Here is a 13,449-nt window from a genome sequence, read left to right as displayed (position 1 = left end):
CCGGTCGCGCGGGCCGATCGGTCAGCCGCGCAACCGCCCGGCCGCGGCCGTGACCAGCGGATCGAGGCCCTCCGACCCGGAGTCGGCCAGGGCGAGCAGACGCACCCGCATCCGCGGATCCCAGAACCGGCTGACGTGCCCGGCGATCGCCGCGACCGCGTCGTCCGGCGACAGGTGCCGGAAGTTCCGGGCGATGTCGTTGGCCATCCGCTGCTCCGCCGCGACCCCGCTCACCGCGCCGCCCCCGACACCTGCACCGCGGTCACCTTGTACTCCGGGCAGTTCGTCGCCCAGTCCGAATGCTCGGTCGTGACCACGTTCGCGCCGGTCACCGGGTGGTGGAACGTCGTGTAGACGACGCCGACCGGCATCCGGTCGGAGATCGTCGCCCGCAGCTTCGTCTCCCCGACCCGGCTGGCCAGCGTCACGAACGAGCCGTCGGCGATGCCCCGCTCGGAGGCGTCGTGCGGATGGATCTCCAGCAGGTCCTCCGGGTGCCAGGCGACGTTGCCGGTGCGCCGGGTCTGCGCGCCGACGTTGTACTGGCTGAGGATGCGCCCGGTCGTGAGCACCAGCGGGAACCGCCGGGTCGTCCGCTCCTCGGTCGGCACGAACGAGGTGGGCACGAACTTGCCGCGGCCCCGGGTGAACTCCTCCACGTGCATGGTGGGCGTCCCGAACGGCGCCTCGGCGTTGCACGGCCACTGGATGCTGCCCAGCTTGTCGAGCGCCTCGAACGACACCCCGGCGAACGTCGGGGTCAGCGCCGCGATCTCGTCCATGATCTCGCTGGGGTGCGAGTACGACATCGGGTAACCCATCGCGGTCGCGATCTCGCAGACGATCTCCCACTCGCCCTTGCCGGTCTTGGGCGGCATGACCGCCCGGACCCGGTTGATCCGCCGCTCGGCGTTGGTGAACGTCCCGTCCTTCTCCAGGAACGACGCCCCGGGAAGGAACACGTGCGCGAACTTCGAGGTCTCGTTCAGGAACAGGTCCTGCACGACCACGAGCTCCATCGACGAGAGCGCCGCCGACACGTGCTGCAGGTTCGGGTCGGACTGCGCGATGTCTTCGCCGTGCACGAACAGCCCGCGGAACGTCCCGTCGATCGCCGCGTCGAACATGTTGGGGATCCGCAACCCGGGCTCGGGCAGGATCGACGTCCCCCAGCGGTCGTCGAACAGCCCGCGGACGACGTCGTCGGAGACGTGCCGGTAGCCGGGCAGCTCGTGCGGGAACGAGCCCATGTCGCACGAGCCCTGGACGTTGTTCTGCCCGCGCAGCGGGTTCACACCGACGCCCTCGCGGCCGACGTTGCCGGTCGCCATCGCGAGGTTCGCCAGACCCATCACCATCGTCGAGCCCTGGCTGTGCTCGGTGACGCCGAGCCCGTAGTAGATCGCGCCGTTGCGTGCCGACGCGTACAGGCGGGCCGCGGCCCGGATCGACGCGGCCGGCACGCCGGTGATCGGCTCGACCGTCTCCGGGCTGTTCTCCGGCCGGGCGATGAACGACGCCCACTCGTCGTAACCCTCGCACCGCGAAGCGACGAAGTCCTCGTCCGCCAGACCTTCGGTCACCACGACGTGCGCGAGCGCGTTGACGATCGCGACGTTCGTCCCCGGACGCAGCTGCAGGTGGTGCGCGGCCTCGATGTGCGGGGACCGCACCAGGTCGATCCGCCGCGGGTCGACGACGACCAGCTGCGCGCCCTCGCGCAGACGCTTTTTCATCCGGGAGGCGAACACCGGGTGCCCGTCGGTGGGGTTCGCGCCGATCAGCAGCATCACGTCGGACTTCTCGACCGACTTGAAGTCCTGGGTGCCCGCCGACTCGCCGAACGTCTGCTTGAGGCCGTAGCCGGTCGGCGAGTGACAGACCCGCGCGCACGTGTCGACGTTGTTGTTCCCGAAGGCCGCCCGCACCATCTTCTGGACGACCCACACCTCCTCGTTCGTGCACCGCGAGGACGAGATCGCGCCGATCGCGCCGGCGCCGTAGCGCTCCTGGAGCGAGCGGAACCCGTGCGCGACAGTGCTGATCGCCTCGTCCCAGGAGACCTCGCGCCACGGGTCCGAGGTGGACTCGCGGACCATCGGCGACAGCTTCCGGTCGGGGTGGGTCGCGTACCCGAACGCGAACCGGCCCTTGACGCAACTGTGGCCCTCGTTCGCGCCGCCGTCCTTGTACGGCACCATCCGGACCAGCTCAGTGCCGCGCAGCTCGGCCTTGAACGAGCAGCCGACCCCGCAGTACGCGCACGTCGTGATCACGCTGCGGGACGGCATGCCGAGCTCGACCACCGACTTCTCCTGCAGCGTGGCGGTCGGGCAGGCCTGCACGCAGGCGCCGCAGGAGACGCACTCGGAGTCGAGGAAGTTCGTCGGGCCGGGCGCGACCTTCGACGCGAATCCACGGTTCGCGATCGTCAGCGCCAGCGTCCCCTGGACCTCGTCGCAGGCCCGGACGCACCGGGAGCAGGCGATGCACTTGGACTCGTCGAAGTCGAAGTACGGGTTGCTGGTGTCCTTCGGCGCGTCGAGGTGGTTGTCACCCTCGTAGCCGTAGCGGACCTCGCGCAGGCCGACCGCGCCGGCCATGTCCTGCAGCTCGCAGTCGCCGTTGGCCGCGCAGGTCAGGCAGTCGAGCGGATGGTCGGAGATGTAGAGCTCCATCACCCCGCGGCGCAGCTTCTCCAGGTGCGACGACTGGGTGCGGATCCGCATCCCGTCGTCGACGGGCGTGGTGCACGACGCCGGGGTCCCTTTCCGTCCGTCGATCTCGACGACGCACAGCCGGCACGACCCGAACGCCTCCAGCGAGTCCGTCGCGCACAGCTTCGGGATCGCGACGCCGGCCTCGGCCGCCGCGCGCATCACCGACGTGCCCGGTGGCACGGTGATCGGCAGGCCGTCGACCTCCACGGTCACGGTCGGCGCGCCGGGCCGCTCGGGGGTTCCGAAGTCGGGTTCCTTCAACAGAGTCATACCGGCTCCTCCTTCCGGGAGGCGTGCTTGGCGGCGTTCGGTGGCACGGCTTCCACCGCGCCGGGTGCCGGAGGACCGAAGTCGGCGGCGAAGTGCTTCACCGCGCTGCGGACCGGCATCGGGGTGAGGCCGCCCATCGCACAGAGCGACCCGTCGGTCATCAGCACACACAGGTCTTCGAGGAGGACGAGGTTCTCCTCGCGACGCTCGCCGGCCCGGATGCGGTCGACGACCTCGACGCCGCGGACCGCTCCGACCCGGCACGGCGTGCACTTGCCGCACGATTCCTCGGCGCAGAACTCGAACGCGAACCGGGCCTGCGCGGCCATGTCGACGGTTTCGTCGAACACGACGACGCCGCCGTGGCCGAGCATCGCACCGGCGGCGGCGAACGCCTCGTAGTCCATCGGCAGGTCGAACTGGGACGGCGGGACGTACGCGCCGAGCGGCCCGCCGACCTGGACGCAGCGCACCGGACGCCCGGAGAGCGTGCCGCCGCCGAAGTCGTGGACGAGCTCACCGAGCGTGAGACCGAACGCGGTCTCGACGATGCCACCGCGCAGGGTGTTGCCGCCGAGCTGGAAGACCTGTGTCCCCCGCGACCGCTCGATCCCGAGCGCCGAGTAGGCGGCGGCCCCGCCGGCCAGGATCGCCGGGACCGTGGCCAGCGTGAGCACGTTGTTCACCACGGTGGGTTTTCCGAACAGGCCCTCGATCGCCGGGATCGGCGGCTTGGCCCGGACCATCCCGCGCTTGCCTTCCAGCGACTCGAGCATGGAGGTCTCTTCGCCGCAGATGTAGGCACCGGCCCCGACCCGGACGTGCACGTCGAAGTCGAGCGACGAGCCGAGCACCGACGACCCCAGCCACCCTTCGGCCCTGGCCACCTCGATCGCCGTGCGCAGGGTGGCCACCGCGTCGGGGTACTCCGACCGCACGTACACGTAGCCCTCGGAGGCGCCGACCGCGTACGCGGCGATCGTCATGCCCTCGATCAGGCCGAACGGGTCGCCTTCGAGCATCATCCGGTCGGCGAACGTGCCGCTGTCGCCTTCGTCGGCGTTGGCGCAGACGAATTTCAACGGACCGTCACACCCGAGCACGGTCTTCCATTTGATCCCGGCCGGGAAGCCCGCGCCGCCGCGGCCGCGCAGGCCGGACGCGGTGACCTCCTCGACCACCGCCTCCGGGGTCATCGAGAGTGCCCGCCGCAGGCCGGCGAGACCACCGTGCGCGAGGTAGTCCACCGGGCTGATCGGGTCGGTGACACCCATCCGCGCGAACGTGATCCGGGTCTGCCCGGCCAGCCACGGGATCTCGTCGACCGGCCCGACGCGCAGCGGGTGCGCGCCGCCGGCCGCCTCCAGGATCGACTCGACGTCGGACGGCGTGACCGGCCCGTACCCGACCCGGCCGGACGGCGTCGACACCTCGACGAACGGCTCCAGCCAGAGCATCCCGCGCGAGCCGTTGCGCACGACCGGGACGCCGCGCGCGGCCAGCGCGTCCGCCACCTCGTCGGCACCGACCGAACGGGCCGCGGAATCCCGCGGGACGTAGACGATCACGAGCCCTCCCGCGAAGCGAGCAGCGCCGCCAGGCGCTCCGGCGTCATCCGGCCCAGCACCTTGCCGTCGACCTGCACCGACGGGCCGAGCGCGCAGTTGCCGAGGCAGAAGACGTGCGCGGCGGCGTCGCCGGCGGCCTCGACGAGCGCGTCCGCGCCGACCGCCTGGCAGGCCTCCGCGCGACAGATCCGCACCGTGGACGTCGGGCCCGGCTCACGCCGGAAGTCGGTGTAGAACGTGATCACCCCGTGCACCTCGGCCCGGGACAGGTTCAGTTCGTGGGCCACGATCGGGGTGGCGTCGTCCGGCAGGTAGCCGAGCTCCTCCTGCAGCGCGTGCAGCACCGGCAGCAGCGGCCCGCGCCACTCGCGGTGGGCAGCGACGATCCGCCGCACGGTCATCACCAGTTGCGGATCGAGGCCGGCGAGCGGGCTCGCCGGCTCGTTCCGGCGTTTGCGCCGGAGCGCTCGCGGTTCCAGAGCGCTGCGGGATTCGTCGACGCGCGCCATCCTCAACCCGCCATGGCCACGGTCCGGGCCAGCAGATCGACGGCCGCGTAGACGTTGCGCAGCGTCGGCGCCGGCACCCCGGTCAGCGACGCGATCTCGACGACCGCGCCGATGATCGCCTCGAGCTCGAGTTCTTTGCCCGCCTCCAGGTCCTGGAGCGTGGACGTCTTGTGGTGGCCGACCTTGGCGGCCCCGGCGATCCGGCGTTCGATCGACACCGACGGATGGCAGCCGGTGGCCTCGGCAACCGCAACCGTCTCACGCATCATCTCGGTGACAAGATCTCGGGCGCCCGGGTGTCCGCACATGTCAACCATCGTCGCGCGGGTGAGCGCCGAAAGAGGGTTGAACGCGACATTGCCCATGAGTTTCACCCAGATGTCGTCGCGCAGGTTCGGCTCGACCGGACACTTGAGCCCACCGGCCACCATCGCCTCGCTGAACGCGACGCAGCGCGCGGAGATCTCGCCCGACGGCTCGCCGATCGAGAACCGGGTGCCCTCCAGGTGCCGGATGACGCCCGGCGCCTCGATCTCGGTCGAGCAGTAGACGACACAGCCGATCGCCCTGTGCACCGGGATCACGTGCGACACCGCGCCGCGCGGGTCGACGGCCTCGATCCTCCGCCCTTCCAGCGGGTGCCCCGACAATCCGTGGAAGTACCACCACGGGATCCCGTTCTGAGCCGCGATCACGGCCGTCGAGGGCCCCAGCAGCGGCTCCATCAGCGGCCCGCAGGAGGCGTACTGGTGGGCCTTGAGCCCGAGGAAGACGTAGTCCACCGGCCCGACCTCGCGCGGGTCGTCGGTGGCGTGGGTGCGGGCGACGAAGTCACCCCGGGGGCTGAGCACCCGCACCCCGTCGCACCGCAGGGCGTCCAGATGGGCCCGGCGGGCGATCAACGAGACCTCAGCGCCCCCGCGATGGAGGGCGGCTCCGACGTACGCGCCGATCGCACCGGCGCCGAGCACGGCGATCTTCATCAGCGATTCCTTCTCGTCGACGCCGCGTGGCCGCGCCCGAGGCGCGGCCACGCGGGACTCAGGCGGAGAGCGCGAGGGATTCCTGGCTCGTCGTGCGGAGGTTCTGACCGGGCTGGCGCAGCATCATCGCGAGGAACGCGGTGACGATGCCGATCGTCCCGGCCAGGATGAACGCCCCGCCGTAACCCCAGGCCGCGACGGTGACGGCGCCCAGGCCGGACCCGACGAGACCCGAGACCAGCTTCGAGCTGTAGACCATTCCGTAGTTGGACGCGTTGTTGTTCTCCCCGAAGAAGTCCGCGGTCATCGCCGCGAACAGCGGGAAGATCGCTCCGCCGCCGAAGCCGGAGACCATCGAGGCCAGCAGGAACAGCGGCATGTTGCCGATCGAGCCGGAGAAGTACACCGCGTACTGGGCGCTGCCCAGCACGAGGCACACGATCACCAGCGTCTGCCGCCGGCCGTAGCGGTCGGAGATCCAGCCGATGACGCCCCGGCCGGTGCCGTTGATGATCGCCTTGAGGCTCATCGCCAGCGCGACGATGCCACCGGCGAAGCCCATCTCGTCCCCGAACGGCACCTGGAACGCGATCCCGAAGATGTTGATACCGGCCGTACAGAGCAGGCAGAACCACATCAGCGGCAGCACCGGGGTCCGGATCGCCTCCGCCGGCCGGTACTGCTTGACCGCGGGCGGGTTCTTGATCAGCGAGCGTCGGATCCGCGGGTCGTCCGCGGCCGCACGCAGCGGGTCGACGTGCGGCGGCCACCAGTTCTTCGGCGGGTCGACGAAGAAGAACCCGACGAGCGCGACCGTGAGGGCCAGGCCGAAGCCCACCGCGGTGAGGATGCCGCCGAGGTTCCCGGTGCCCATGTAGTTCTTGAACAGGAAGATGAACGGTACCGAGCCGTAGGCGAAGCCGCCGTTGACGAACCCGGTCTTGCCGCCCTTCCGCTCCGGGTACCACTTGCCGACCATGTTCACGCAGGTCGCGTACACGGCACCGGCGCCGCATCCGCCGAAGAAGCCGAACCCGAGGTAGGCGATCCAGACGTTCGGCGCGTACGCCAGCGCGAGGTAGCCCAGCACCGTGCCGCAGGCGCCGATCAGCATCGCGTTGCGGGCCGAGAGCGTGCCGCGCTCCCGTAGCTCGCCGACCGGGAACGCCACCGCGGCCTGGAAGAAGATCCAGACGCCCAGCAGCCAGAAGATGTGCGCGCCGTGCCAGCCGTGCGCACCGGTCAGCGTGTCCTCGGCCGAGCTGAACGCGTACTCGGACGACGAGATCGCCATCATCGCGACCCACGGCAGGATCACCATCCACCGCCGCGAACGGCCCATCAGCTGCCGGTCGGTCTCGCCGACGCGGTACAGGCGGCCGTTGACGTCGGTCACCTCCCGGTATCCGCCGGAGCCGGGCTCCGGTAAGTCAGTCGTCGAGGGCTTTTCGGAAGTACTCACGCTGGACCTCCTGGAGCAGGGGTACGAAACGGGTGCCGCTGTTCACCGCCGTGATCTGTCGTGCTGTGGTTCACAGCAGGCCCGCAGCGCGGGCCCACCGGTACTTCGCACCGAGCACCGCGACCGGCTTTTCGGTGGTGTAGGGATACGCCACGACCCCGTGGCGGTAGAGGAACTCGGCCGCTTCCTCCACCTCGACGTCGCCCGAGAGCGAGGCGACGATCGGCTTGTGGATCCCGCGAGCGCGGAACTCGTCCACGACGTCGACGACGAGTTCGGCGAAGGTCATCGGCGGGGTGACGATCGTGTGCCAGTAGCCGAGGATCAGGGCGTGGATCCGCGGGTCCTCCAGGCCCAGCGCGATCGTGTTCCGGTAGGTGGACGGCGGTTCGCCGCCGGTGATGTCGACCGGGTTGCCGGCCGCGCCGAACGGCGGGATGAACGCCCGGAACGCCTGGTCGAGGTCCTCCGGGATCCGCATCAGCGAGAGTCCGTTGTCGACGCAGGCGTCCGACAGCAGCACTCCGGACCCGCCGGCTCCGGTGATGATGACGACGTTCTCGCCTTTCGGCGTGGGTAGCTGCGGGAGGCCCCTGGCGTACTCGAGCAGGTCGTTCAGGCCCGGCGCCCGGATCACGCCGGACTCCCGCAGGATGTCGTCGTAGACCACGTCGTCCCCGGCCAGCGCACCGGTGTGCGAGCCGGCCGCGCGGGCGCCCTCCGCCGTGCGTCCGGCCTTGAGCACGATCACCGGCTTGTGCTTGGAGACCCGCTGCGCGGTCTCCGCGAACGCACGGCCGTCCTTGAGGTCCTCGAGGTGCATCGCGATCAGCTGCGTGTGCTCGTCGTCCTCGAAGAACGTCAGCAGGTCGTCCTCGTCGAGGTCGGCCTTGTTGCCGACGCCGACGATCGCCGAGACGCCCATCCGCGCCGACCGGCTGAACCCGAGGATCGCCATCCCGATCCCGCCGCTCTGGGACGAGAGGGCGACGCCGCCGGGCACGTCGTACGGGGTGCAGAACGTCGCCGAGAGGTGCTGCGGCGTGTAGTAGTAGCCGTAGATGTTCGGTCCCAGGATCCGGACGCCGTGCTTCCTCGCGATCGCGACGACCTCGTCCTGCAGTTCCTGGTTGCCGGTCTCGCCGAAACCGGACGGGATGAGGATCGCGCCCGCCACGCCCTTCGCTCCGGCCTCCTCCAGCGCGGCCGGGACGAACTTCGCCGGGATCGCGAAGATCGCCACGTCGACGTCGCCCTCGATGTCGTTGATGCCGGCGACGGCGGGCAACCCGAGGATGTCGGAGGCCTTCGGGTTCACCGGGTGGATCTTCCCCGCGAACCCCCCGTTGACCAGGTTCTTCATCACCGAGTTGCCGATCTTGCCGTCTTCGGCGGACGCGCCGATGACGGCGACCGACGCCGGCCGCATGATCCGGTTCATCGAGGCGAGGATCTCCTCGCGCGTGAAGCGGGCCGGTGGTTCGGCGGCCGCGCCCACGAGGATCCGGACGTCGACCGCCGTGGCGCTCGTGGCCGTGGCCAGGACCGGGTTCAGGTCGACCTCGGAGATCTCGGGGAAGTCCGTGACCAGGTCGGACACCCGGCTGATCAGCTGCGCGAGCGCCTCGGCGTCGGCCGGTTCGGCGCCCCGGACCCCGCGCAGGATCTCGGCCGCCTTGATGCCCTCCACCATGCTGCGGGCGGTCTCCGGCGACGTCGGGGCGAGGCGGAACGTCACGTCCTTGAGCACCTCGACCAGCACGCCGCCGAGCCCGAACGCGACGATCTTGCCGAACGTCGGATCGCTGACCGCGCCGATGATCACCTCGTGCCCGGCGGTGAGCATCTGCTGTACCTGCACGCCCGCGATCCGGGCGTCCGGGTCGTACTCGCGGGCGTTGCGCACGATCGTGCGGTAGGCGTCGGCCGCGGCGGCGGCGTCGGTCACGCCGACGATCACTCCGCCCGCTTCGGTCTTGTGCAGGATGTCCGGCGAGACGATCTTCAGGACCACGGGGAAGCCCATGCGCGTGGCGAGCACCACGGCGTCCTCGGGGTTGGCGGCGAGGCCCTCGCCGGGGGTGCTGATGCCGTAGGCCTCGACCACCGCCCGGCCCTCGGGGGCGGTCAGTGAGTCGCGGCCCTCGGCGCGGACGGCGTCGAGGATGCTTCGGACGGCAGCTTTGTCGTAGCCGACGAGTTCTTGTACGGACACGGTGGGATCTCCTCAGATCGCGCCGGCGGCGCGGAACGCGTCGGCCCGGTCGGCGAGGCCGAGCTCGGACAGGACCTGGTCGGTGTGCTCGCCGAGCAGCGGAGAGCGCTCGACGTCGACGGGTGAGTCGGACAGCTTGATCGGGCAGCCCACGGTCTTGAACGGGCCTCGTTCCGGGTGGTCGACCTCGACCACCGAGCCGAGCGTGGCGAGCGTGTCGTCCTCGATCAGTTCGCGGGTGGAGAGGATCGGGCCGCACGGGATGTCGTGGGCGTTGAGGTCCTCCATCACGGCCCACTTGGTGTGTTTCTCGGTCCACTCCTCGATCAGCGCGAACATCTTGTCGAGCTTGTCGAGGCGGGCCTTCGGGGTGCTCCAGGCCGGGTCCTCGGCGAGCTCGGGGCGCCCGATCAGGCCCGCGATCGGCGCCCACCCGGTGGGCTGGACGATCACGTAGATGTAGTCGTTCGGACCGCCGGGAGCGCACTTGACCGCCCAGCCGGGCTGCCCGCCGCCGGACGCGTTGCCCGAGCGGGGTACCTCGTCGCCGAAGTGCTCGTTCGGGTACTCGCCGAGCGGGCCGGCGGCGAGCCGCTGCTGGTCGCGGAGCTTCACCCGGCAGAGGTTGAGGACCGCGTCCTGCATCGCGACCTGGACGCGCTGGCCGCGGCCGGTGTCCGTGCGCTGCAGCAGCGCGGCGAGGATGCCGGCGACCAGGTGGATGCCGGTGCCGGAGTCGCCGATCTGGGCGCCGGTCGCGGTCGGCGGACCGTCGTCGTAGCCGGTCGTGCTCATCGAGCCGCCCATCGCCTGGGCGACGACCTCGTAGGCCTTGAAGCCCGCGTACCGGCCGGGGCCGAAGCCCTTGATCGACGCGTAGACCAGGCGCGGGTTGAGCTCCTGCAGGCGCTCCCATGCGAAGCCGAAGCGATCGACGACGCCCGGCCCGAAGTTCTCCACCAGGACGTCGGACTCTTTGACGAGCTCAGCGAAGATTTCCTGACCTTCGCCGGACTTCATGTTGACGGTGATGCTGCGCTTGTTGCAGTTGAGCATCGTGAAGTAGAGGGAGTCGACGCCGGGCCGGTCGCGGAGCTGCTGGCGGGTGATGTCGCCCTTGCCGGGCGCTTCGAGCTTGATGACGTCCGCCCCGAGCCAGGCGAGTATCTGAGTGGCCGAGGGTCCTGACTGGACGTGAGTCATGTCGAGGATCCGAATCCCCTCGAGTGCCTTACCCATCGTCGTCCTCCTGCGTCGTCGGGCGCTTGCATATTGCATACCGTATGACGTGATCCAGTATGGTGGCCTAGATCACACGAGTTGTCCAGAGTGAACTGAAAGTTGCCGGTGCGGGAGTCGTTCCGGGGCTAGCGGCCGGGCAGCACCAGGGACGGCCGGCCGGGCCGTCGGAGCCGCGCGGCGGCGACCGCACCGCCGATACCGAGCGCCCCGGCCACGGCGAAGGTGGCCAGGTCGCCGGCGGGTGGCGCCGCGGCCACGAGTACCAGGCCCACCACTCCCCCGAGCGCCTTGCCGGAGTAGACGAGGCCGTAGTTGGGCAGCGTGGCCTCGTCGCCGAACCAGTCGCGGACCAGGCCGACCAGGAGCGAGTAGCCGGCGCCGGTGCCGACCCCGGCCACCGCGATCGAGGCCCACCGCACCGGGCCTCCGGCCGAGATCCCGACCTGGCCCAGGCCGCCCAGCAGCAGGGCCGCGACCAGCATCTGACGCCGCCCGAGCCGGTCGGAGAGCCGTCCGGTGACGACCCGGCCGACGCCGGTGGCGAGAGCGAGCACCCCGAGCAGCACGGCGACGTTCCGGTCGGCGACGCCGTCGCCGGACGTCGCGAGGTAGCCGATGTCGAACAGGGCCATCGCCGCGATCACGCCGACCACCAGCCACATCGCCGGCAGCGCGCCGCTGCGCAGCGCCTCCCGCGGCCCGAACGCCCGGATCGCGGGCGCGTTCTTCGGAATGCTCCGGTTGAGCCGTCTGTCGATCGCCCACAGGCGCGGGTCGAGGTGCGCGGGCCACCAGTGCGCCGGTGGCCGCCGCATCACCACCGCGGCCCCGACGACGGCCAGCCCGATCAGCACCGCGGCGACCGCCGTCGCGGTTGCCAGGCCCGCCGAACCGGTCGCGTCGGCCGTGGTGGCGGTGGTGGCTGCGTCGGCCGGGCCGGTCGGGCCGGTCAGGCCGGTCAGGCCGGTCAGGCCGGTCGGGCCGGTCGGGCCGGTCGGGCCGGTCGGGCCGTGGCCGGTCAGTAGTGCCGCGGCCACGATGAACGGCACCGAGCCGTAGCCGAACGCGCCGCTCACCGCCCCGGTGGCGCCGGCGATCCGCTCCGGGAACCACTCGGTCACCGTCGCGACGCAGACCGCGTAGGTCAGCCCCGCGCCGGCTCCACCGAGCACCGAGTACCCGGCCAGCACCGCCGCCACTGACCCGCCGTACGCCACGGTCGCGAACGCGGTCGCGCAGCACAGGCCGGCCACCACGAGCAGAGGCCGCGGCCCCAGCCGCCGGTACAGCCACGCCGCCGGAGCCGCGACCCCGGCTTGGCACACCACCCAGACCCCGAGGATCCAGAGCACCTCGGCCCGCTGCCGGCCGAGCGCGGGCAGCACGGCCGCGGCGCCGTACTGCAGCAGACCGGCCGCGGCCATCGCGGCCTGCGGAGCCCGGACCATCCAGGCCCGCGACCGCCCGGTCAGCTCCGTGGCGTTCTCGCCCACCCGGTAACGCCGACCATGAACGTCGGTGACGAGCGTCGGTCCCATCACGCTCCCCTTGACTACTGTATGCAGTATGCCGAACACGAGTGTGGCGCATCACACCGACGCATGTCCAGAGTTTCCGATCCCGTCGTGCTCGGCGACACCCATTGGCCAGGGGGGAAGAGAGCAGCGGTCCACCTCGGAGGCGAGCCCGTGACCGGCGGACATCCCTCCCGTTCGAACCGGGTGTACTTCGCCCGGGCCGTGGACGGACTAGCTCGGAGCCAGGTGCTGACCTCGGGCGCCGCGCTCGCCGGACGGCTGCGATCGCACGGGCTCACGCTGGTCGACCCGGTAGCGTGGGGGTCGGGCCCGCGCCCGGACGGCACCGACGCGCTCGTCCGCTCCGATCTCGCGGAGTTGCGTACCTGCGACTCGATGCTCGTCGACATGACGCTTCCGGACCGGAACTACATCGGGTGCGTCGGCGAACTGGTCTATGCGCACCTGTGGACCATCCCGAGCGTGGTCCGGGTCGGTTCAACCGGCTACGAGCAGCGCCCCTGGCTGCGGTATCACGCCACCGCGGTGGTCCGGACCGGAGCGAACGCGGTCGCCCGCGTCCTCACCGCGCTCGGCCGAGGCTTGTGCCGGTTGATGCCCCGCTGCAGCAGAACCGCGTCCGGAGAGAGGACTCGCAGCACGTCCGTCGTGCCGTTCGGCACCAGTCGCCCGCATTCGGCGATCAGACCGCGGCGCGGTCCGGCCCCTCCCATGACACGTTGTAGCCCTCCATCCGCGCGTCGTCGTCGTGGACCTGATCGCGTACGACGTGTTCGGTCAGCCAGACGTAACCCGCGTTCAGCGCGTCCTCGACGTCGTCACGTCGTGACCGTTCCTGGAGGTCGCTCAGCGCGGTCAGGACGAACGCCGTGTGGGTCACGGTCGGTGCTCCGCGAGGAAGTTCGCCCCAGGCCTGTGTTTCGCGATCTCGGCGCCGCACCA

The 13,449-nt window shown here is 70.9% G+C and carries 11 protein-coding genes; all 11 read right to left on the bottom strand.

Going from position 1 to position 13,449, the window contains the following annotated elements:
* Positions 1-21: 21 nt before the first annotated feature.
* Complete coding sequence (locus ACIBZJ_RS20145; protein WP_395931642.1) at positions 22-234, bottom strand: formate dehydrogenase subunit delta; 213 nt, start codon at positions 232-234, stop codon at positions 22-24.
* Positions 231-2,990 carry a formate dehydrogenase subunit alpha gene (fdhF, locus tag ACIBZJ_RS20140; protein ID WP_395931640.1) on the bottom strand — a complete coding sequence of 920 codons (2,760 nt, stop codon included), beginning with the start codon at positions 2,988-2,990 and terminating at the stop codon, positions 231-233. Before fdhF ends, ACIBZJ_RS20145 begins: the two co-directional genes overlap by 4 nt.
* Positions 2,987-4,558, bottom strand: coding sequence for a formate dehydrogenase beta subunit (locus ACIBZJ_RS20135; RefSeq protein ID WP_395931638.1), 1,572 nt, complete (start codon positions 4,556-4,558; stop codon positions 2,987-2,989). Before ACIBZJ_RS20135 ends, fdhF begins: the two co-directional genes overlap by 4 nt.
* Positions 4,555-4,959 (bottom strand): NAD(P)H-dependent oxidoreductase subunit E, encoded by a 405-nt coding sequence (locus ACIBZJ_RS20130; protein WP_395932287.1) that lies wholly within the window; start codon positions 4,957-4,959, stop codon positions 4,555-4,557. The genes ACIBZJ_RS20135 and ACIBZJ_RS20130 overlap by 4 nt, the downstream gene beginning before the upstream one ends.
* A 110-nt stretch (positions 4,960-5,069) precedes the next feature.
* Positions 5,070-6,050 carry a 2-dehydropantoate 2-reductase gene (locus tag ACIBZJ_RS20125; protein WP_395931636.1) on the bottom strand — a complete coding sequence of 327 codons (981 nt, stop codon included), beginning with the start codon at positions 6,048-6,050 and terminating at the stop codon, positions 5,070-5,072.
* Positions 6,051-6,108: 58 nt separating this feature from the next.
* Positions 6,109-7,512, bottom strand: coding sequence for an OFA family MFS transporter (locus ACIBZJ_RS20120; protein WP_395931634.1), 1,404 nt, complete (start codon positions 7,510-7,512; stop codon positions 6,109-6,111).
* A gap of 70 nt (positions 7,513-7,582) precedes the next feature.
* On the bottom strand, positions 7,583-9,727 hold the full coding sequence (locus ACIBZJ_RS20115) for an acetate--CoA ligase family protein (protein ID WP_395931632.1): 2,145 nt from the start codon (positions 9,725-9,727) through the stop codon (positions 7,583-7,585).
* Between the two features lie 12 nt (positions 9,728-9,739).
* A complete protein-coding gene (gene frc / locus ACIBZJ_RS20110) occupies positions 9,740-10,966 on the bottom strand; it encodes a formyl-CoA transferase (protein WP_395931630.1) in 1,227 nt (408 codons plus the stop codon).
* 128 nt (positions 10,967-11,094) lie between these two features.
* Complete coding sequence (locus ACIBZJ_RS20105) at positions 11,095-12,507, bottom strand: MFS transporter (protein WP_395931628.1); 1,413 nt, start codon at positions 12,505-12,507, stop codon at positions 11,095-11,097.
* Positions 12,508-13,019: 512 nt separating this feature from the next.
* On the bottom strand, positions 13,020-13,220 hold the full coding sequence (locus ACIBZJ_RS20100) for a hypothetical protein (protein WP_395931626.1): 201 nt from the start codon (positions 13,218-13,220) through the stop codon (positions 13,020-13,022).
* Positions 13,190-13,387 carry a hypothetical protein gene (locus ACIBZJ_RS20095; protein WP_395931624.1) on the bottom strand — a complete coding sequence of 66 codons (198 nt, stop codon included), beginning with the start codon at positions 13,385-13,387 and terminating at the stop codon, positions 13,190-13,192. The genes ACIBZJ_RS20100 and ACIBZJ_RS20095 overlap by 31 nt, the downstream gene beginning before the upstream one ends.
* Positions 13,388-13,449 lie beyond the last annotated feature (62 nt).

Source organism: Cryptosporangium sp. NPDC051539 (assembly GCF_044454545.1).
Classification (GTDB): Bacteria; Actinomycetota; Actinomycetes; order Mycobacteriales; family Cryptosporangiaceae; genus Cryptosporangium.
The sequence above is the reverse complement of the archived record's forward strand: the minus strand, read 5'-3'. Positions and strand labels throughout refer to the sequence as shown.